Origin of the sequence: Kitasatospora sp. MMS16-BH015 (assembly GCF_002943525.1) — a bacterium.
Lineage (GTDB): Bacteria > Actinomycetota > Actinomycetes > Streptomycetales > Streptomycetaceae > Kitasatospora.
Map to the genome: position 1 here is coordinate 8,450,278 of NZ_CP025394.1, position 19,873 is coordinate 8,470,150.

21 protein-coding genes are annotated in these 19,873 nt (G+C 70.3%); 8 read left to right on the forward strand and 13 right to left on the reverse strand.

The annotated features are described in order from the left end of the window. The first annotated feature begins 11 nt into the window (after positions 1–11). Positions 12–2,033, forward strand: coding sequence for a phosphatase PAP2 family protein (locus tag CFP65_RS36365; RefSeq protein WP_104820173.1), 2,022 nt, complete (start codon positions 12–14; stop codon positions 2,031–2,033). A gap of 53 nt (positions 2,034–2,086) precedes the next feature. Here CFP65_RS36365 and CFP65_RS36370 read toward each other — a convergent pair whose 3' ends face one another. From CFP65_RS36370 to CFP65_RS36385, 4 genes are all read right to left on the reverse strand, one after another. Then, positions 2,087–2,869, reverse strand: coding sequence for an AraC family transcriptional regulator (locus CFP65_RS36370; protein WP_104820174.1), 783 nt, complete (start codon positions 2,867–2,869; stop codon positions 2,087–2,089). 256 nt (positions 2,870–3,125) lie between these two features. Further along, on the reverse strand, positions 3,126–3,545 hold the full coding sequence (locus CFP65_RS36375) for an arsenate reductase ArsC (RefSeq protein WP_174805602.1): 420 nt from the start codon (positions 3,543–3,545) through the stop codon (positions 3,126–3,128). A gap of 43 nt (positions 3,546–3,588) precedes the next feature. Further along, positions 3,589–4,359 carry an aquaporin gene (locus tag CFP65_RS36380; RefSeq protein WP_104820176.1) on the reverse strand — a complete coding sequence of 257 codons (771 nt, stop codon included), beginning with the start codon at positions 4,357–4,359 and terminating at the stop codon, positions 3,589–3,591. Beyond that, the gene (locus CFP65_RS36385) at positions 4,356–4,733 is read right to left on the reverse strand and encodes a helix-turn-helix transcriptional regulator (RefSeq protein WP_104820177.1); all 378 of its coding nucleotides are present in this window, start codon (positions 4,731–4,733) and stop codon (positions 4,356–4,358) included. Before CFP65_RS36385 ends, CFP65_RS36380 begins: the two co-directional genes overlap by 4 nt. A gap of 494 nt (positions 4,734–5,227) precedes the next feature. On the opposite strand from CFP65_RS36385, the gene CFP65_RS36390 reads away from it, so the two are divergent. The 3 genes from CFP65_RS36390 to CFP65_RS36400 are packed head-to-tail and all read left to right on the forward strand — an operon-like array spanning position 5,228 to position 9,118. Beyond that, the gene (locus tag CFP65_RS36390; RefSeq protein WP_254552751.1) at positions 5,228–5,878 is read left to right on the forward strand and encodes a TnsA-like heteromeric transposase endonuclease subunit; all 651 of its coding nucleotides are present in this window, start codon (positions 5,228–5,230) and stop codon (positions 5,876–5,878) included. Further along, positions 5,875–8,133, forward strand: a complete 2,259-nt coding sequence (locus CFP65_RS36395; protein WP_104820178.1) for a transposase — start codon at positions 5,875–5,877, stop codon at positions 8,131–8,133. Before CFP65_RS36390 ends, CFP65_RS36395 begins: the two co-directional genes overlap by 4 nt. Further along, entirely contained in the window at positions 8,114–9,118 is a 1,005-nt protein-coding gene (locus CFP65_RS36400; RefSeq protein ID WP_104820179.1) for a hypothetical protein, read from the forward strand. Before CFP65_RS36395 ends, CFP65_RS36400 begins: the two co-directional genes overlap by 20 nt. 546 nt (positions 9,119–9,664) lie before the next feature. On the opposite strand, the gene CFP65_RS36405 is transcribed toward CFP65_RS36400, so the two are convergent. Beyond that, positions 9,665–10,009 (reverse strand): hypothetical protein, encoded by a 345-nt coding sequence (locus CFP65_RS36405; protein ID WP_104820180.1) that lies wholly within the window; start codon positions 10,007–10,009, stop codon positions 9,665–9,667. A 154-nt stretch (positions 10,010–10,163) separates the two neighbouring features. On the opposite strand from CFP65_RS36405, the gene CFP65_RS36410 reads away from it, so the two are divergent. Genes CFP65_RS36410 through CFP65_RS36420 form a run of 3 tightly spaced genes read left to right on the forward strand, consistent with a single transcriptional unit; the run spans position 10,164 to position 11,663 of the window. Beyond that, complete coding sequence (locus CFP65_RS36410; RefSeq protein ID WP_104820181.1) at positions 10,164–10,373, forward strand: hypothetical protein; 210 nt, start codon at positions 10,164–10,166, stop codon at positions 10,371–10,373. Between the two features lie 8 nt (positions 10,374–10,381). Continuing rightward, entirely contained in the window at positions 10,382–10,927 is a 546-nt protein-coding gene (locus tag CFP65_RS36415; RefSeq protein WP_104820182.1) for a GNAT family N-acetyltransferase, read from the forward strand. A 58-nt stretch (positions 10,928–10,985) separates the two neighbouring features. After that, complete coding sequence (locus CFP65_RS36420) at positions 10,986–11,663, forward strand: DUF402 domain-containing protein (RefSeq protein ID WP_104820183.1); 678 nt, start codon at positions 10,986–10,988, stop codon at positions 11,661–11,663. Between the two features lie 627 nt (positions 11,664–12,290). Here CFP65_RS36420 and CFP65_RS36430 read toward each other — a convergent pair. Together CFP65_RS36430 and CFP65_RS36435 are read right to left on the reverse strand one after the other, a co-directional pair. Next, on the reverse strand, positions 12,291–12,983 hold the full coding sequence (locus CFP65_RS36430) for an HD family hydrolase (protein WP_104820184.1): 693 nt from the start codon (positions 12,981–12,983) through the stop codon (positions 12,291–12,293). A gap of 20 nt (positions 12,984–13,003) precedes the next feature. Further along, a complete protein-coding gene (locus CFP65_RS36435; RefSeq protein ID WP_174805603.1) occupies positions 13,004–13,300 on the reverse strand; it encodes a hypothetical protein in 297 nt (98 codons plus the stop codon). A 233-nt stretch (positions 13,301–13,533) separates the two neighbouring features. Here CFP65_RS36435 and CFP65_RS36440 point away from each other — a divergent pair, with 233 nt between their 5' ends. After that, the gene (locus CFP65_RS36440) at positions 13,534–14,082 is read left to right on the forward strand and encodes a DUF4262 domain-containing protein (RefSeq protein ID WP_104821378.1); all 549 of its coding nucleotides are present in this window, start codon (positions 13,534–13,536) and stop codon (positions 14,080–14,082) included. Positions 14,083–14,295: 213 nt separating this feature from the next. Here CFP65_RS36440 and CFP65_RS36445 read toward each other — a convergent pair whose 3' ends face one another. The 6 genes from CFP65_RS36445 to CFP65_RS36470 form a co-directional block, all read right to left on the reverse strand. Next, positions 14,296–14,847 carry an SMI1/KNR4 family protein gene (locus tag CFP65_RS36445; protein WP_104820185.1) on the reverse strand — a complete coding sequence of 184 codons (552 nt, stop codon included), beginning with the start codon at positions 14,845–14,847 and terminating at the stop codon, positions 14,296–14,298. 164 nt (positions 14,848–15,011) lie between these two features. After that, positions 15,012–15,413, reverse strand: coding sequence for a hypothetical protein (locus CFP65_RS36450; protein ID WP_104820186.1), 402 nt, complete (start codon positions 15,411–15,413; stop codon positions 15,012–15,014). Next, the gene (locus CFP65_RS40070) at positions 15,410–15,940 is read right to left on the reverse strand and encodes a hypothetical protein (protein ID WP_217368226.1); all 531 of its coding nucleotides are present in this window, start codon (positions 15,938–15,940) and stop codon (positions 15,410–15,412) included. The genes CFP65_RS36450 and CFP65_RS40070 overlap by 4 nt, the downstream gene beginning before the upstream one ends. 309 nt (positions 15,941–16,249) lie before the next feature. Then, a complete protein-coding gene (locus tag CFP65_RS36460) occupies positions 16,250–16,762 on the reverse strand; it encodes an SMI1/KNR4 family protein (protein ID WP_104820187.1) in 513 nt (170 codons plus the stop codon). A gap of 335 nt (positions 16,763–17,097) precedes the next feature. Next, positions 17,098–17,709, reverse strand: a complete 612-nt coding sequence (locus CFP65_RS36465) for a hypothetical protein (RefSeq protein WP_254552752.1) — start codon at positions 17,707–17,709, stop codon at positions 17,098–17,100. 38 nt (positions 17,710–17,747) lie between these two features. Beyond that, on the reverse strand, positions 17,748–19,709 hold the full coding sequence (locus CFP65_RS36470) for a site-specific integrase (protein ID WP_254552753.1): 1,962 nt from the start codon (positions 19,707–19,709) through the stop codon (positions 17,748–17,750). Positions 19,710–19,873 lie beyond the last annotated feature (164 nt).

Genomic DNA, 19,873 nt, shown 5'->3' on the forward strand with positions numbered 1-19,873 from the left:
GGAAGACGCTCATGAACGATCAGCCCACCCTGGACCGCCGCCGATTCCTGCGCAGCTCCGCAGCCACCTCGGTCGCGCTGCTCACCGCGCCCACCGCGCTGAGTCTGCTGACCGCCCCGCAGCGGGCCGTCGCCGCTGCGCCCGTCGGTTCGGTGGCCGGCGGCTCCGCGGCGGGCCACTCCGGGCCCGTCGGCCCGGTGTCCGGCCCCGCCTTCGTGGACTCGTACACGACCAACACGATGGCCGACCTCACCCCCACGGGGAACGCGGCCGTGCGGATCCTCACCGGGATGAGCCGGATCTGGCGGACCGGCGGGGCTTGGAACGACGGCTCGCCGCTGCTGGCCGAGGTGCTGCGGGCCAATGTGCGCTCCTGCGTGCAGGCCACCACGCAGCGGACGGCGGAGCAGGCCAAGGAGGCGTTCATCTACGACCGCCAGCACCAGAGTTACGCCGTCATCGCCGGGCTCGGGCCACTCGCCGAGCTGTACCGGACGGGCGCCCGGGCCGTCACCTCGATCACCACGGCGCCCGACTCCACCCCGCCCGGGAAGATCGACGACGCCGTCCCCGCCGATGCGCCGGCCGGTTCGGCACTCGGGCCCGGGGCGGTCGACTCCGAGCTGGGGCGGGTGGTCACCCTGGTCAACACGCTCCGGGGGCCGTACGCCTCCGGCAACCCGGCCAAGTACGCCTACCGGTACCCGAGGCCCTGGCGGCTGAACGGGCAGAGCGCGGTGGTCGACACCGGCGCCACCGATGCCTTCGGCTTCCCGGTGTACGCCTCGGAGGTGGTGGTCGCCCCGCAGCTGCTGCGTCAGCGCAATGCCTCCCCGGCCGACGACGGCGGTTTTGTGAGCGGTCACACGAACGCCTTCCACCTGGCCGCGCTGGCCCTCGCGTACGCGGTGCCCGAACGCTTCCAGGAGCTGGTCACCCGGGCGTTCGAGCTCAGCCACACCCGGATCACCGCCGGCATGCACTCCCCGCTCGACGTCATCGGCGGCCGCACCCTGGCCACCGCGCTGGCCGCCGCCACCCTCGCGGACCCGCGCAACGCCGCTCTCAAGGCCGCCGCCCGCAGCCAGGCCGCCGCCTACTTCCAGGCGAGGACCGGCAGCTTCCAGGCGAAGACCGAAAGCTTCCAGGGGAAGACCGGCGGCACCACCGACACCCTGTACGCCTTCGCCCACCGGGCCGGTACGGCCGAGGACCCGTACGCCGACCGCCTGGCCAACGCCGCGCTGGTCAGGCCGAAGCTGACCTACGTGCTGCGGCGCGGCGGCCGGGAGGTCCCGATGACCGTGCCCAAGGGCGCCGAAGTCCTCCTGGAGACCCGGTTGCCCTACCTCGACGCCGACCAGCGGCGGGAGGTGCTGCGCACCACCGCGCTGCCCTCGGGCTACGTGCTGCTCGACGGCCCGGAGATGTGGGGCCGGCTCGACCTGTTCGCCGCCGCCGACGGCTACGGCTCCTTCGAGCGGGACGTGACGGTGGAGCTGGACGCCGCCGAGGGCGGGTTCTGCGCGGCCGACGCCTGGCGCAACGACATCGGCGGGCCCGGCGGTCTCACCAAGCGAGGCACCGGGACGCTGACCCTGACCGGCACCAACCGGTACACGGGCACCACCGTGGTGGCGGCCGGCGCCCTGGTGGCCGGCTCCCACGACGCGCTGGGGCGCGGGGACGTCCAACTGCGCGGTGGCACCCTGCGGGTGGACGCCGAGCGCGGTCCGGTGCGGGTGCACGGCGACTACTCGCAGGCGGGGACCGGGACTTGCCTGGAACTGACAGCTCATCAGCTCCACCGTGCGGTACTGACGGTGGCGGGCCGGCTGGTGCTCGGCCACGGTGCCCGGCTGGCCCTGGAGCTGCGGGAGATCGGGCCGCTCGGCGAGGAGGCGGTGCTGCCGGTGATCAGCGGGTGCGCGGTGCAGGGCGGGTTCGGCAGCGTCACGGTGGACGTGTCGGGATACCGGGCGACGCCGCTGCGCACCCGCGAGGGCATCTCGGTGCGGCTGACCCGCTGCTAGGACCGCCGGGGGCGGTCGGGCGCAGGGTGGCTGGTCCGTGCTGTGCCCCGGGGCTACCCGGTGTTCAGTCCGGCGCGGACGGCGCGCGGGGAGGCACCGAGGTCGCGGCGGCAGGCCTTGTTGAAGGCCTGGAGGTCGGGGATGCCGACCGAGGCCGCGATGGCGGGGATGGACAGGGTGGTGGCCTGGAGGAAGTGGCGGGCCCGCGCCATCCGGCGGGCGCGGAGGTAGCCGACGACGGTGGCCCCGGTGGCCGCGCGGAAGAGCCTGGTCAGGTGGTTGTGCGAGACGCCCGCCGCCCTTGCCAGCTCCGCCACGCTCAGCGGCTCGGCCAGGCGGGCCTCGATCATCGCCAGGGCGGCGGCGACCGCCGGATGCGGTGCGGCGGTGTCGGCCGTGCGCAGCGGAGCCAGCTGGGCCACCCGCCAGAGCGCGGCCCAGACCTCGGCCGTCGCCCGTACGGGGGAGTGCGGCCAGGCCGCCAGTGCACTGGTCAACTGCGCTCTGAGCGGTGCGAGTTCGGTGCCGGTGTCCTGGATCACCGGAATGCCGATCTGCGGGCCGGCCGTGCCGAGGCGCAGGTGCACGTAGAGGTGCTCGGAGCGGCCGCGGTAGCGGTAGCGCACGGTGGTGCCGGGCGGCACGAGGCTGACTCGGCCCGGGCGGATCGCGTGCGCGGTGCCGTCCACCGTCAGCTCGGCCTCGTAGCCGTAGAGGTGCAACTGCCAGAGGTCCGGCAGCAGGAACACGTCCGTCCGTCCGGCGCAGCCGTGCACGCCGATGCCGACGGCGGCCACGACGGGCGGGTCGTCCAGGTGGGCGAGTGCGGTGTCCATGGCCGAGTTCTATCACCGTGCCCGGAGACGGAGACGGAGACGGAGACGGAGACGGAGACGGAGCGGGTCCTGCTGCCAGGACCCGTGCTCAGCCGAACGCCCGGAACGGTCCTGGGTGTTCTGGTCCACCGAGTTCGGCCCGTGTCCGGCTCCGACTGACGCTGGTCGGGCAGCTTCCGGCCACCCCGCACGACGGAGACCAGCTGGGCATGGCCGGGCAGCATGCTGGTGATCCGTACCGGACCGGGGTTTGGGGTCATGCGGCGGGTTCGATGCCGAGGTCGGCGAGCAGGCCGCGGATCCGGGCCTCGATCTCGTCGCGGATCGGCCGGACGGCGGCGACGCCCTGGCCGGCCGGGTCCGCCAGCCTCCAGTCGAGATAGGTCTTGCCGGGGAAGAACGGGCAGGCGTCGCCGCAGCCCATCGTGATCACCACGTCGGACGCCTGCACGGCCTCGACGGTCAGGACTTTCGGGGTCTCGGCGGAGATGTCGATGCCGACCTCGGCCAGGGCCTCGACCACGGCCGGGTTGACGGTCTCGGCCGGGGCGGAGCCGGCCGAGCGGACCTCGACCCGCTCGCCCCCGAGGCGGGTGAGGAAGGCGGCCGCCATCTGGGACCGGCCCGCGTTGTGGACGCAGACGAACAGGACGGACGGGACGGCGGGAGTGCTCACGGCAGGGGTCCTTCGGTCTTCGGGACGAGCAGGAGGGAGCGGGTCAGCGGCCGGCCGGGGCGGGCTCGTGGTCGCCATGCGGGACGACCACGTGCTCGGCGACGTGCTCGGTGTCGTGCTCGGCGACGGCCGGGGAGGGTCGGCCGAACAGGACCGCGACCAGGCCGAGCCCGGCGGCCAGACCGGCGAGCTGGGCGGCGATGAACGGCAGCACGGAGGCGGGGGCGACACCGGCGAAGGTGTCGGTGAACGCCCGGCCGATCGTCACCGCCGGGTTGGCGAAGCTGGTGGAGGACGTGAACCAGTACGCGGCTCCGATGAACGAGGCGACCGCGACGGGGGCGAATCGCTCCCGGCCGACGCGGGCCAGGCCGAAGATCAGCAGGATCAGGCCGGTGGTCGCGACGACCTCGCCCAGCCACAGATGCGGCGCCCACCGGTCGTGGGTCGACCAGGCCACGGGCGTCTTGGCGAACATCGCGTCCGCGAGGACCGCACCGCCGATCGCCCCGGCGACCTGAGCGCCGACATAGGCCGCGACCTCGCGCAGGCCCGGGCCGTCGCCGTCACGGCCGGTCCACCAGGCGGCCAGGGTCACGGCCGGGTTGAAGTGGGCGCCGGAGACCGGGCCGAGCAGCAGGATCAGCACGCCGAGGCCGAACACGGTCGTCAGCGAGTTGGCCAGCAGTTGCACGCCTACGTCGCCGGAGAGCTGGGCGGCCTGGATGCCGGAGCCGACCACGACGGCGACCAGCGCGCCCGTCCCGACGAACTCGGCGGCCGCGCGGCGCCCCAGCGGGGCTATCGCGGTCATCTCGCGCCTCCCGCGCCGGCGGGAGTCTGGAGCAGGGTGGAGAGCTTGGCCAGGGCGGCGGGCAGCACCCAGTAGTAGACCCAGGTCCCCCGGCGCTCGGAGCCGACCAGCCCGGCCTCGCGCAGCACCTTGAGGTGGTGGGAGATCGTCGGCTGGGAGACATCGAAGGGGCCGGTCAGGTCGCAGACGCAGGCCTCGCCGCCCTCGTGGGAGGCGATCAGCGACAGCAGCCGCAGCCGCACCGGGTCGGAGAGGGCCTTGAACATCTTCGCGAGGTCGGCGGCGGCTTCCTCACCGAGCGGCTCGCGGGCCATGGGCGAGCAGCACGCGGCCGGCTCGTCCTGGCCGAGCACCGGCAGTTCCAGATTCGACATGCATCTATGTTGACAGTCATCTATGCGAGTGGCAACGTCGCCAATATCGACAATTGTCGAATCAAGACCTCGGATCGGGGAGACCGCCATGCGTGCGGCTGTGACTCAGCACGCTACTTGTCGCTAACCGCACTACTCGACGTGCGGCTCTCCGGGCGGGTCAGCATGACAACTGTCGCCGATTCGGCGAGGTATCTGTCGGCTGGTGATCGTTTGGCAAGCAAGTTGTCGCCAACTCCGAAGAAGTCGCCCCGCCGACGCGAGCTGACTACTTCGATGGCGGGGTGGATACGTCACGCAGGACTTTCCCGGCACCGCCGACGACTCGCGGCTCTACGTACACGGGGCCGCTGTGGTCGCATCTGTGCAGGTGGGAGGACCTGCTGGTTCCTGTCAGTAGGACGGCAGGTCGCCAGGGTCTGGCCCTCGGCGAGGGGTGGACGCGTCGATGGACAGTGACGTGGCGTCACCGAAGCGGCGAGGTGACTGGCGCGGTGGCCTCTCTGGGGCAGGCGCCCTGGGTGGGCTGCGTCCCGATGCGCGGCTTCGCTTGGCGGCGTGACCAGCGGCATCGGCCGGGGCTGGAGTACCTGGTCAGCACGGGGCGGCTGCACGGCTTCGAGAGTCTGGAGGAGGACTGGCTGCTGCGGGCGCTCGATTTCTGCGGCGGCGTGCAGATTCTGCTCTCGCAGCCGTTCCGGATGCGCTTCGAGGCGAACAGGCGCTTGCGGCGGCACACTCCGGACTACCTCGTGGTCTCCGATGACGGGGTCTTCGTCGTCGACGTCCGTCCGGCAGGGCTGATCAAATCCGAGGATGAGGAGTCCTTCGCTGCGGCTCACGAGCTCTCGCTGGCCTCCGGCTGGCGCTACGTGGTCGCGGCCGGCTGGTCGCCGCACGTCCAGGCATCCCTGGACGCGATGTACGCGCGGCGACGCCCGATGAGCGACCCCTTGAATCTGCGCCCGGAGCTACTCGCGGCAGCCGAGCAGGGTGTGACCTTCCGCGAGGCCGCGATGGCCTGCCAGTTCTGGCCGGTCGCGCGGGCCCAGCTGCTGCACCTGTTGTGGCAACGGCGACTTGGCGTTGATCTGTCCGAGCCCTTGACCGATGCGTCAAGGCTGATGCCGGCGGAGGTGTCATGAGCGCGGGCGCCTTGGATCTGGCTCCGGGGGCAGCACTGGTCCTCGACGCGAGCGAGTGGCTGGTCGAGCGGCAGGAACCCCATCTCGGCCGAGTTCACCTGATGAACCGGGCCGGTGTCCGGCAGTGCGTCAGCTTCAGATTCCTACTGAACCATCCGCAGTGCCGCAGCTCGTCGCTCACCTCCTCGTCCGGCGCGAACCGGGGACGGCAGGAGATGACGTTGAAGGACCTGAAGCCGGAGAAGGTCCCGCTGGTGGAGTTGCGGTTCGAGCACCTGATGGAGGTCTTCTGCGACTTCCGCAGCGGAGACCCATTGCACCCGCGGCCAGGAGATCCTCGCCCGGAGTACCACCCCGACCGCACGACCGTGTCCGAGCGACGCCAGGCTAAAGTGGCCGAGCTGGACGCCATGGACCCGGCCGCCGCGAATCTGCTGGCGCTGGACCGGGTCGGCGTCAGGACCCTGGAGCGCTGGGAGCGCAAACGGCGCCGCTTCGGGGTGATCGGCTGCGCGGACGACCGATGGCTGCGCGAGAGCGGCGGGCACCCCAGCATCTCAGAGGAGATCCGGGAAGCGATCCTGGCCGTTCGGGAGGAGACCCGGCTTCACCGTTCCAGGGTGGACGCCCGCACCCGGGAGACGATGATCCACCGCTACGTCCGCGAGACGTTCCCCGGCCAGGAAATCAAGGTCCCCAGCTACGACACGCTCAGGCGGGTCTGGCACGAGTGGTTCGGTCCCGGCCGTGGTGGGCAGCGCTACGAACGCTCCGCGTCGCTGCCCGAGAAGGACGGGCACGGGCTGGTCACCAGGCCGGGCCAGGCGGTCGCGCTGGACACGACGATCATGCCGGTGATGGTCCGCGAGGGGGTCTTCGGCGACCCGGTCCGCGTCCACCTGACGCTGGCGCTGGACGTCTACACCCACTCCATCTGCGCTTTCCGGCTCACGCTGGTGTCGGACACATCGGTCGACGTCGCGATGGTGCTGCGGGACGTAATGCTCCCGCTGCCCATGCGGGCCGACTGGGACGGCGAGATGGAGTGGCCCTACCCGGGGCTGCCGGCTGCAGTCGTGGCGGAGTTCGTCGGCCACCGGGTCGCGGCCCTGCCGTTCTTCGCGCCGGAGACGGTGACCACCGACCACGGCAGCGTCTACCGCAACCACCACCTGGTCGAGGTCCAGGAGGTGATCGGCTGCCGGGTGCTTCCGGCACGGGTGCTGCGGCCCCAGGACAAGCAGGCGGTCGAACGGGTCTTCGGCAGCATCCGGTCGCTGCTGTTCGAGCACCTTCCTGGCTACACCGGCATCGACACCGCCGACCGCGGTGCGGAACCGGAGCGGGACGGCACCTTGACCATCGACGCGATGGAACACGTGATCGCGACCTGGGTCGTCAAGGTCTGGCAGAACCGCCGGCTGGGCGACTACGCGCCGGCGTGGGATCCCGGCGGGGACCACAGCCCCAACTCGCTGTTCGCGGCGTCGTTCGCGCAGACCGGCTTCGCGATGGAGATCCCCCAACCCGAGCTCTACTACCGGTTCCTGCCGGAGCACCAGGTCAAGCGCATCCACGGCCGCCGGGGCGTGAAGATCAAGGGCCTCTACTACTACGGCGATGCACTGGAGCCCCACTTACACGAGGCATCCTCGCGCGGCGGGCGGCGCAAGCAGATGTGGATCATCCGCCGAGAGCCCCGAGACCGGCGCGTCGTCTACTTCCAAGGTCCCGTTACCCACGAGTGGCACCCCCTGCGCTGGACCGGGCTGCCGCCGGAATCGCAGGTCCCCGCCTTCGGTGACCTGCGCGCCGAGGAACTCCTCACCCGAGTTCGCGAGGCCGGCCTGCGACCGCGGACCGATGCCGAACTCCTTCCGATCCTCCTGGACCTGCTCGGCGCCCGTGATCCGGTCAGCAACTGGCCCAGCCAGATGACCAAGTCCCAGCGCGTCGAACACGCCCGCGAGGCCACGCAGGCCCAGGCGGCCTCGACCGACCGGCCGGCGGCCTCCGCCGAACCCACCCCACCAACCCGTCAGCCCCAGCAGACCGCGGGGAACGTGCTGCAGTGGCCGCAGCGGGCTGGGCAGACCCGAGGCAGTCTCGACGCCGAGCGGCGCCGCCGGAGAGAAGCCACCGTCCCGGTCACCCCGAAGCCACCGCCCCGGCTGGGGTCGAGCTTCCGCGAGCGCAACGTGTTCCTCCTGCCCGAGGACGACGAAGAGGAGCACGGTGGACAACCGGCCGGCTGAGAGCGACAGCCCGATCGTCCCGTTCCTGCGCGTCGGACCGCCGCCCGACCGCACCAGGTGGGAGGGCTGGCAGCAGTGGCGCGAAATCCGCGACACGTTCATCCCGGCACCGCGGCTCTCGCTGAAGACCTGGGCCAGGCTGATGGCCCCGCCGACGAATCGGTCGTCTTCTTGCCAGCCGGGTTCGGTGGCGGTGTGGCTGGTCAGCGCCTGCACGAGCTCGTCGTCCATCATGGCCTGGACGGCCTCCAGGGTGATCGGCGACTGGAGCTGGAACTGCGTGATGGCGGCGAAACCGGAGCGGGGCGGGGCGGCGTTCACGGTGTCGTTGCCGCCGAGGTCCGCGTCGAGCTGGCTCCGGCGGTGCCGGGCCTGCTCGGTGAGTCGCGCGTCCGGGATGGCGGCCAGGAGGTGGCGTGCGGTGGTGCCTTGGGGGATCGTTCCGTTGTCCTCTAGGGGGCTTGTCGCGGAGGCGGCCCGCTGCTGGGCGGTGCTCGTCTGCTGGGGGGGCACGCTGCTGGCAGACGTGGGCGAGCGTCTCGGCCGAGAACGCGGTCTGGTTGAGCAGCCAGTCTTGGACGAGTGCGAAGCGGCTCTCGTTCAGCCAGGCGAGTGCGTCGTCGACCATGTCGGGGTGGCCGGAGGCGAATCCGGCGGCTGCGAGGGTCTGTTCGGTGGCGAGGGCGGAGTGGGCCATCTCCCGGACGGCGGTGTGGGCATCCGCGTCCCCTGCAGCCGCGGCGATGCGCAGGGCCTGGGTCAGGTGTCCGAGGACGGCACCGTTGTCGCTTCCGACCGTGGGCGGTTGGTGGGGGCGGTGCGGGAACGTGGCGTCCGTCTCCCCGTTGGCTGCGAGCGTGCCGGTGCGGGTGGCGGTGCTGGCGGCACGGGCGACCGGCAGGACGTGATGGACGAACGCGGCTGGGTCCTGCTCGGCGATCTTGCCGATGACGTTCCAGGCCGTGTGGCTGCCGGTCCCGAGTAGCTGCACGGGACGTGGTCCCGGCGCCGGCGGCGAACCCGCTCCGGTGTCCGGCTTGTCCTCGGTGGTCGTGGCGGCAGGGCCCTGTCCGGCCGTGTGCAGGTCGAGGCGCCGCCGCATGTAGGCGCCGACGATCCGGGCTCCCGCAGCGGCCGCCCCGTCCGTGGTGCCGTACAGGAGGGTGAAGACGTCGTGTGATGCGCGGAGCCCACGCAGGGTCGCCGGCATGGGGGCGCAGCAGTGCGGCCACCTGGTCCGGGTGGTGGCTGACCAGGATCCTGCAGCCAGCGGGAGCTCGACGAGCAGTACCGCCGGGCACTGGAGGTGAACCCTGGTCAGACGAACGCGATGCGCTCGGCCGGATCCGCCCGCGGCGGCCGTGGGGCCTCCCGCAAGGGCACCGGGCTCTACGGCTAGAAGGACAACCCTCTGAGTTCGCCGTGCTCGTCGGCGAGTACGCGGGGGTGACGATGTGGTGCCGACGCTGGCCTGCGTCGCCCGGCCTGGCAGCGTCGTCATCCCCGGCTCGGTGTCGTTCAGTACAGGGGTTCAGGAGGTAACCCTGAGCGTCAGCTTCTGGAGTCGACGGCCCGAGGTCGCGATGTCGGACGTCGGACCGACGGGCGTTCTGCAGGGCTGTCTCGGCCAGGGCCGTCCGCCGAACAGCCGCATCTCCTCGCTGGCGAGCCGCTCGCTGGCGCCGTCCGGGTCACCCCGGAGAAGTTGGTCCTTCTCGACCCCCGAGGTGAGCAGTACGCGCAGGCCGCTCTCGCCGTGCCGCGCTGTCCAGGAATTCACCAGCTCCGTCTGGTGCTTCGTGACGGTTGCCTGGGTCTCGGCCTGGAGGCGGGACCGCAGCAGCGCGAGGGCGGCCAGGACCGTGTCCGTGTCCAATTGCTCGGACCGCGCTTGGCCAGCAATTGGCAGATCCGCCGACCGGCAGCCGAACAGGAATCTGGCAGCGCTTCAATTGAAGCGCTTCAAGCGCTTGAAGCGCGGGGCAGTCACGCCATCATCCTGGCCCGCTGCTGGGGCTGGTGTCGGCCGGATGCCGGGGGCGGGGGACGCTTGCCACCCCTCGGCCCCCGTAGCGGACATCAGCAGTCTGGCCAGCGACAGCCTGCCCGACGTCCGCTCCCAGCGGCTCGTCCGCTCCCTCAACGACATCGCCGACGCCCTGCGAGCCCACCGGACCGTGCCCTGCGTCGCCGAGTACCTGGACACCCACCACGCCGCCCACCTCCCACCCACAGCCTGAAGGACCACATGAGCCCCGCACTCGCCCTGCAGCGCTACGGCGCTGGCGACACCACCGACCTGCTCGACACCCTCGCCGACGTCTGGGCCGAAGCCCACACCGGCCACCACGACGTCGCCGCCGCCGGGTTCACCCCCGACACCCTGCGTCGCCAGATCACCGGCCACGCCCACCACGACGGCTTCGTCCTCGTCGCCGCCTACGCCGAAGGCCAGCTCGTCGGCTTCGGCTACGGCTTCCGCTGCTCCCCCTCTTACTGGTACGGCGAGCAGCTCCGGCCGGCCATCACCCCCGACGCCCGCGACACCGACAGCCTCGCCGGGATCTGCGAACTCGCCGTCCGCACCGGCTGGCAGGGCCGCGGCGTCGGCACCGGCATTCACACCGCGCTGCTGGAGGCACTGCGCACCGAATGGGTGTCGCTCCTCGCAATGCCCGACAACGGGCCCGCCCGGCAGCTCTACGATCGCCTGGGATACCGGTACGCCGGCCCCTACAGCGCCGGCCCCGACGGACCGGTGCTCGACCTCCTCCTGCTCCGCACGCCCCTCTGACCGGCGCAGCGCACCGGGCTCCGGCCAAGGCAGCGCCGGACCGACACCCCGGAGAGCCATGACCACCGCCACCGCCCGGTTCACGCCCGGCAGCACCGCCGTCCGCCGCGACGTCCACCACGGGCGCGTCTGGTCCGCCCAGCCCTACCGCACCCTCACCGACGACGGCGATGTCCTCGAACTCCTCTACTGGCCCGGCCTCACCAGCCTCGGACCGACCACGTGGTCGGACGCGATGCGCACCGGCGACCACGCCCTGCGCCAGTCCGGCCTTCAGGACCTCGCGGCTGGCAACTGGCAACTCGGCCCCTGGACATGGGAGAAGACCGCCCTTCGCTCCCGCCTCGAATCCGGCGCCTACTTCAGCATCCACACCTTCCAGGACGCCGCCACCGGCGAGCCGCTGCGTTGGTACGTCAACTTCGAGCTCCCCTACACCCGTACCCCGATCGGGCTGGACACCTTCGACCTCTTCGTCGACCTGGTCGTCGAACCCGACCTCAGCGCCCACCACTGGAAGGACGTCGACGAGTACGAGCAGGCACGGCACCTCGGCCTGATCGACGACGACCTGCACGTCCAGGTCGAGGCCGCCCGCGAGCAGGCCCTCGGGCTACTCCAGGACCGCCGTGGACCCTTCGCTGAAGCCTGGCCGACCTGGGCACCGGACCCCGGCTGGCCGCACCCGCAACTGCCCTGCGACGCGGGCGACTACGAAACCGGCCGAGCGCGGTGAGCACCGCCGTCGAGCCGCTCGACCCCCAGCACCTGGAGCTGGTCGAAACGGCAGCCCTGCCCTCTCGGCCGAGCCGCGGGCACATGGACCGGATCTGGGCTACCCGGCCCTGCTCAACGGGCCGGTGATCGCCCGTCTCTCGCTGCCGGTCTGCGCCTCCGGGCAGCCGGTCCTGACCTGAGCGCCAGTCACCTACTGGTACCGAATGCTGCGCCTGATCCCTAGCGCGGAGGCCGTCGGCGGTCTTCGTGACCGTCCTGAAGGTGCCGACCACCACCGGGTCAGGTCACTGGCGCTTGCGCCGCACACACCGCGCGGCGAGTTCTACCCCAGCGTGCACCGCGAGCGCCAGGCTGGCGGTGGCTACGTTCGGATTCTCGGGTCGCTCTCCTCGAACAAGCTCGACCTGGTCGAGCACAACTGGCGGCTCTACCGGAACCACGAGAACCTGTCGCTGGCCCGGTCGCCCGTTCCCTGGCCGGCGCCGCGTGGCACTCGGTCCGCAAGTCCCGCATCTAGGCCTCACCCCCCCGCCGAACAGGTACACCCGCCCTCCCCTGCCCCCGACCCGGTAGCGGGAAGCCCGTACGAGCGGGAGGCTATCGTCGAACCGGGCGGCGTCACCGGTCAGTTGCACCACCACTGCGACTCTGCCTGGGGTGAGGGCAGCCGTCGTGGCTGCTGCGGGCACACGCACGGATGGTGCTGCAACCCGGCCACGCCGCCCGTTGGTAATGCCCCTCTGTACTGCCAGTCGGTCGGTGCGAGCTTCACGGCGGCGTCCGCGATGCGGCAGGCCGCGACCGTCACCAGGGCCGCGCGGCACCGGTCGATCTTGCCCTGCACGGCAGAAACGCCTCCGGCCCGGTACTCCAGGGCGCGCAGCAGGCAGTCGAGCTTGTCGGCGTCCCGGGCGCAGCGTGCTTCGGGTGTGGTGCCGTCCTCGAATTCGGCGACGGCTTCGGTGAAGACGTCGCGGACGGCGGGGTGGGTTCCGGTGACCTGGTCGGCCAGGACTTTGCGGGGGTCGGCGGTGGTGGCGTAGCGCTTGGTGAGGGGGGTGAGGTCGCCGGTGCGGGTTTCGGGGAGGTCGTGGAGGGTGCACAGCAGGGTGGTGCGGGCCGGGTCGGCGCCTTCGAGGGTGGCGAGGGTGGCGCCGATGACCGAGGTGCGGTGGCTGTGCTCGGCCACCGTCTCGGTGATGGCCAGGGGGATGCCGTCCTGGCGCCATCCGGTGCGGGGCAGTCCTCGTAGGGAGCCTGCTTCGAACAGGAGGTGGGCGATGCCGGCAGCGTCCGCGTCGTCGAGCTGGTGCTCCACCTGGTCCTCCTGGTCGGTGGTCAGTTCCCGGTGCGACCGTAGCGCAGGCGCTCCAGGTCGCGGCGTGAGGTTGCGGAGATCAGCGACCCGTCGTGGAGTTCGGCGGCAAGCTCGTAGAACGTCAGCGCGGTGTCCGGTGCTGCGTGCGGAAGCCATGGGTGCAGGAGCAGCAGGGTGCTGACGGAGTGGATGTAGAGGTCCAGGGTGCCGGGGGCGAGGTGTATGGAGCCGACGAGGGACCGGAAGAGCCGGATCGGATCCCAGGAGCCGGGGTTGGGGTGGTTCATGAAGCTGTCGTCGGTCTGGTCGGCGGGCATCGCGCCGAGCCACAGCGCCCAGTAGGCGAGGTTGTAGCCGCACTTTAGAGCTGACCGTTGACCGAACCTCTCTGCCAGCCCCCACCACGGGTGCCCTTTCAGCACATCTCGGGAGTGGCTTTGTTCATGAGTTGCGGGTTCTGGCACAGATCTTGGGGAGTGGTCGCGGAGAGTGACGTGCGAGCGTGGAGCCCGCTGCCCTGGCCCGAACACTCGCCTCGTACTCTGCAGGCATGACCGATGATCCATTCCAGTGCCGCTGCGTCCTGTGCCACGACTACGGTGACCGAGATGAAGCCGACCAGGTTGAGCGGACGATCATCGGCAATGTGCAGGAGCACGGCTGGCACGTCGCCATGGTGCCAGAGGATGAGATCGGCCCAGGATTCGCCTACACGATCGGCCTGGCCCACACGCACGGCACGCCTGAGCTCGCGATGTTCGGGCTCGATGTGCACCTCATGCACCGTATGCTCAACACGCTCGGCGAGAAGGCCGCGTCGAGCACGGCCCTGGCTGACGGCCAGGAGCATCACGGCATCGCCCGTGGTCTGCCCGTGAGGCTCAGGCGGGCGGATCTTCGCTGGTACAGGACCTTCTTCGGACGGGCCATCGGGTTCTACCGGCGTCCGCCCTTCCCGGTCCTACAGGTGGCCTGGCCCGACGCGAACGGGCGCTTCCACTGGGAGGAAGGCGTCGAGCCGGGGCATCGGGACTCGCAACCCCAGCTGTGGCTGTCGCCGGGCGAGCATCCAGCCGGAGTCTGGACGGCCGAGCTCTGACCTCGGCCGCGGGAATCTACTGGAGCAGGATCATCTTGCGAAGCAGCTTGAAGCCGGCTCGCTCGTAGAGCTGCCTCTTGATCTTTTTTAAGATGCTCAAGCGCCAGATGTTCGGCCGCTCCGGCTTTCAACTTCTTCGCGCGTGCTGCTGGCGTGGCCGGTCCGCACATGTCCCGGCCGCTGGCCGCCAGTGGCTCCGCCGAGGGCTGTACGTCAGCCGAGCCTGTTTGCCGCCTCGGGCCAGAGTCGCATGTCCGAGGTCTCGTCCATCTGGTCGTCCTCGTACCAACCACGTCGGTCCAGCCAGGTTCGCAGCCACTCGGCGAGGCTGGGTGAGTCAACGAACCACACCGTGGAGGCGTCCTCGCCGTCGAGCGCGTTCGGCTCGAAGAGCAGGACGGTGCCGTCGGCGCTGCGACAGTCCACGCAGGCCAGCATGCCGCAGCCCCAGTCAAGGATCGGCAGAACGCCTGCGGGCCACGACAGCACGGGGTCCGAGTGGTCTGCAGATGCGAGGGTGTAGTTGCCCAGCGCGGTCTCCATGCTGTCAGACAGTGCGGCGTCACAGAGCTCGAACAACGCATCCCGGGGGCCGAAGCCACCGTTGCCCACGGTGGTGTAGAGCGCGGCGAGGAGCGGGTGCAGGCGGAAACCCAACTGTTGCTCTGCCGCGTCGAGGCGCTGCAGGGCGACCGGGTCCCGCAAGTTCTCACTCTCCGCGGCGGCAGAGCGGACGCGTTGCAACAGCAGATCGAAATCGTTCACTCCGAAATTCTCCCGAACCCCACTGACATACCTGCCGGACGGCCCCTACCTGATGACCAACCAGACAGGATCATGGGACATCTGGCATCACCCACCGTCACCACGCCACGGAAGTTGAGCCAGAACCGCAACTCGTGAACAGAGCCACGGGAGCTGACCTCAGCTCAGTTGAGCCTCTGCTTGGTCTGGATGTTCGTGACACACGAAGCAGCTTCCAGGGCCGTGCGGAGCTGTTCGTTGGTCAACGCCAGTTGCTGGAGCTGGGCGATGGCGAGCGCGAGGTCTGTCGCCAGCTCACGGTTTCGCCGACGGAGCTTCGCGTTGCGCGCCACCAACTTGTCGTGGGCAGTCGGCCCTTCCGCGGGATCGGCGGGAGCGGACCGAACACGGCCGAGCTCGCTGGCGATGTCGGGGAAGCGGCGGCGGAACGTGGTGTTGCTCAGGCCAAGCTGGCGGGCGAGCTTCAGGACACTGGGCCTGGTGTTCGCCTGCTGGCATGACTCGATCATCTCCATCATCCGTTTGCGGACCAGGGCCTCGGGCAGGTCACAGGTGTTCGCGGTCATTCAGGGCTCTCCGTGCGCGTGTTGGCGGCCAGGAACTCGGTGATTTCGGCGTGGCGCTGTTGGAGCCGGTGCAATCGGAGCGGAGGCATGGCCGGCCGCATCGCCATCCTCTGCTCCAGGCGGACCAGCACGCGGGTCCAAGCCGCGACGTTCACCGGAGTGAGAGCAACATTTCTGCAGGCCAGGGGCTTGCAGCCGCCATGGTCGGGCAGTCCGTCACTTCCGCCGCGTTTCGCCTTGTCGCAGAGCGCCTTCGCCGGGTCGTGGACGCAGGTGACGTAGTCGCCGAAGTAGACCGCGGGATCATGCCGCATGATCCGCTTCAGGCGGTGTTTGTCCAGCGCGAGTTGGCCCTGGAACTGGGCTCGTTCGCCGAAGTCCGCGAGCCGCCTGGCGGCTTCTTCGGCCGACGGCCCGGTCAGGTCCAGGTGCTCGTGGGCGTCGATCATCGCAATGTAGGCCTCGCCCCGGGCTAGGGCCTGTTCGCTCTCTACTTCGGCCCGGAATCCAGAGGCGCTGGTGCCCAATGGTGGAGTCGGGTATTGGAACTGTCCGAATGCCTCAGCCATTGCGGACCCATGAGGTGAACTCGTCGGCGAGCCCCGATGGGTTGGCGACCTCGGTCCGCCGGGCGATCCCCTCGTAGTACTCCAACTCGTGGACGATCACTGGCACGGGTCAGCCGAGCGATCTCTCGATGACGCCGGTCCCGTGACGACCTCGGGCAAGCTGGCAGCAGGCTTGGTTGAAGTGAGCTTCGATCCCCGCGGCGAGCTAACCCCGGCTGCTGCCGCCCAGGGCCCGGCCAACAGCGCGGTTGCGAGCTGGTCGGACACCTACGGAGCGCAGTAGTCGCCCCAGTCCCGAGTGCCCGCGGCACACTCGAAGAGCTCCCGGAAGGTCGGGAAGAACATCTGGTCGCCCTCGCCGGTCCACAGGAACCTGCCCTTGCCTGTTTCGGCCGGGATCATGAAGATCGCGCGCGAGGCGTCCTCGTTGACCGAGACCGGAGCCAGAGCCACATCCGGCGCAAGGCCAGCGTCGACGCAGAACTCACCCTGCATCATGTCCCGAAACTCACGAGCGCCCTGCGGGGGCTCTCCGCCAGCCCAGTCCTGCCAGCCCAGCACCGGCATATTCAGGTAGAAGTGCTCCATGCCGTCGCTCTGCAGAAGGAACTCCGCATAGTCGGCGTCCAGGGGCTGGCCCATCCACCCCTCAAGCTCGATCAACTGTTCAGGCGTCGCGGGCGAGCGAAGGCCCGGAGGCGGTGACATCCACGGGTCCGAGTCGGCCATGTGCTCCCGCGACCGCCGGTCAACCACGTTGAACACCCAGTCGCTCATCATGCTTCGCCCTACCTCGCTTCGACACCCAGCCACCGAGCATTCTCTCCCCGGCGATATCCAGACGTATCAGCAGGGCCGGAACGGCGACTCGCATAGAAGCAGGCTCCTCCGGCCCGGGCCTCTCGGGGGCCAGCCCAGAAGAGCTCGGGACCTTCAGCCGCTATTGCCAATGGTGAGGGCGGGCTGACGTGGGCCGTCGTCCTCATTTTCGGTGAGGACGGAGACACGTAGATGTCGTCGGCCCCGCACGCCGGGATGGACGCGAGGGCGTTCCCAGCGAGAGGTGCTGAAGGTGATCGCGGAAGGTCATGGGCGGGCGGCTCCTGTCGGTCTGATCACGAGTCCCACTCGTCGCAGTACTCGATGTGGATCTCGCGTGCGTCGCCGAGAATGCCGTCGTTGGAGTGGAGCTCCGTGCAGAAGTGCGGGTAGCTCGGATGGACGGGGACGTAGCTGGGACCGTTTCGGGCGACGTTGAGGAAGTGCCGGGCGGTTTCCCTGAACACCTTCGCGCTGCCGGTCATGAACAGGGTCTCGGCGTGGAGATGCTGGTGGAACAGGTCCCGGTTCTCCCGGTAGTGCCGTGCCTCGTGGTCAATCACGGCTTCGCCTGTACGTCCTGAGGCGGGCAGCGTGACGGTCCGCGGGCGCCCGGGGCCGAGTCGCCCGCGTACTTCTTTCCATCGAGAAGGCGCGAACTGGAGCGAGTGATGCAGCAGCACGAGATCCAGCCGACGCGTGCCGTCTTCTGGAAACTCCCGGGAGGGGGGCCGGTTGCCTCGCATTGGCAGGTGGATCAGTGAGCGCGGTGAAGTGGCAGCGAGTCTCCATAGGCCGCCGATTCGTCGCGCGGCGTCTTGATCGAGATAGGCATCCAGGTGTCGATCGTGATCGGCGAGCACGGCGTGGACCAATGGCCGGGCTGGTCGGATGACTTTGAACTCCACGGCTCCGAGCCGTACTTGGTGGATAGTGATGGGTAGCTTCATCGCTTCTCCGGGACACGGCGGCTGACGTCGGCGGCGTAGGCGGCCCAGTCGCCGGCGGATGCCTTCTGCCACTGAACGGCGACTTGGATGTGGACGCCGAGCATCCGGGCGAGGATCGCGGCGGGGACTCCGGTGGCGAGGGTGAACAGCGCGGCGGAGCGGTCCTCCCTCGGCTGGAGGCCGATCTTCTGCAGGCGGATGCCGAGTTGGGAGTCACCGATCGGCTGTCCGGGGTGGCCGCCGGGGAACAGCCAGGGCACGTCGGCCGGGGTTCCGATCTTGGCCTTGCCCCGGCGGGTCGCTATGAGCTCACGGACGAGACCGGCCAGCGGCTCGGGTAGGACGACCGGGGAGGTGCCGAGCGTGATCTCGACCCGGTCCTCGCCCAGGCGGACATGGTCGACGGTGAGGCGGCTGATGGTGGCGATGCGCTGGGCATAGAGGACCAGCAGGAGGCCGGCGACGCGGTCTCGGGTCTGCAGGGTGTCGTCGTGCAGGAGCCGGCGGGCGTCGTCCCAGCGCTTCTCGGTGTCCAGCGCTCCCGTGGGGCCGGTCCAACGGACGGCACCGAAGGTCAGGTCTCGGGCGTGCCGGTGCCGGACCGCCCAGCGAACGAAGGCGGCGGTCTCGCCGCGGTAGCTGAAGTTCGGGTCGGCGATCCAGCGTTCCAGGTCGGGTTGGGTGCAGGTGTTCAGCGTCAGTTCGCTGTCGGCAAGCCAGGTAAGGAAGTTGGCCGCCGCGGTGACGTGGCAGCGGACGTTCAGGGCCTGAAGGTGGGAGGTGTGTTCTTGGCCGAGGCGCTGGCGGAGTCTTCGCAGGTGGTGCCAGACCGCGTAGCCGTGCAGGGTCCGGCGTTCGTCCGGGTTGGTGCGAGCCCCGACCGCTGAGGCGATCCAGCGTTCCAGGGTGACGAGGCGTTCGTCGCGGGGCGGCAGGGCGCCGGTGGCGACCAGGACGCTGCGGAGGTGGGCGAGGGTCTTGTCGCCGGGTAGTTCGTCGAGGGTCTCGTGGGTGACGGGGCGGTTGTCGCGGCCTATCTGTTCCAACAGGTCGCGGGCCTTGGAACGGGCTATCCAGGCCAGGGCGATGTCGGGGCGCATGGCGTCGACCAACGCTGCGTGGAAGGGGGTGAGGTCGCTTCTGACGGTTCCGTTGCCGTTGCCGAGGAGAGCGCGTACTTGCTGGTCAAGGATGCAGCGCTGGCAGGGGCGGGGGCTGAGCTGCCACGTCGTTTCGCAGGCCGGGCAGCGGCCCCATGCCTCGGGGTCGGGGTTGGTGCACCTCGCGCAGAGCGGTGCGTCCCAGGTTCCGCTACGGGCCTGGGCGACGGTCTCGCAGCCGCTGCAGGTCACCCAGCGGTGCTGGCAGCGCTCGCACCAGGGCTCGCCGGTGGCGCGCGAGACCTCGCAGGGCACCGTCCGTCCGCAGATCGCGCATTCGGTGGGTGTCCTGGGTCGGCACTTCTCGCAGTACGGCCCCTCGGGCAGTCGCGTTGCCACCCGCTTGCGCTGCCCGCAACCCGTGCAGCCTTCCGGGTTGATCGGCTCGCTGACCAGGCAGTTGGGACACAGCGGGCCCCCGTGCTCGTCTCTTGCGGCGGGCTCGCGCACCGATCCGCAGCGAGAGCAGGGCACGGCCGCGTGGCGGGCGAAACAGGCCCGGCAGACGCGCTCGCCGTCCAGAAGCTTGGAGAGCGCCTTCACTCCGTGGCAGCGAGGGCAGGCCGGCTTGACGACCTTCGACGCCCCGGCCGCGATGAGCTCGTCGATGAAACGCAGCACGGCCGGGACCGGGGCCTGGTGGCCGGCGCTGGTCAGCAGGTCCGGTTGGGCGACCACGGCCCAGGCCAGACGCCGCTGCCCGGCGGGGCGGACGGTGGCCCGGCCCAGTGCCGTCAGGACCGCGTCCGCGTCGAGCGCGGGGTCAATACTGGTGACGACCCCGGTGAGCTCATTCATCGGATCGCCCGCGTCGTCTGGGCAGTTGGCGCATCGGGGGTCTCCCTGGCGGTCCCGGCTGACGACCCGCCGGGTCTCACCGCAGCCCGCGCAGAGAGCTGGCTTGTCGAAGCAGGGCGAGCATCCCCACTGGCCACCGCTTCGACTGCCGACGTAGGGCCGTG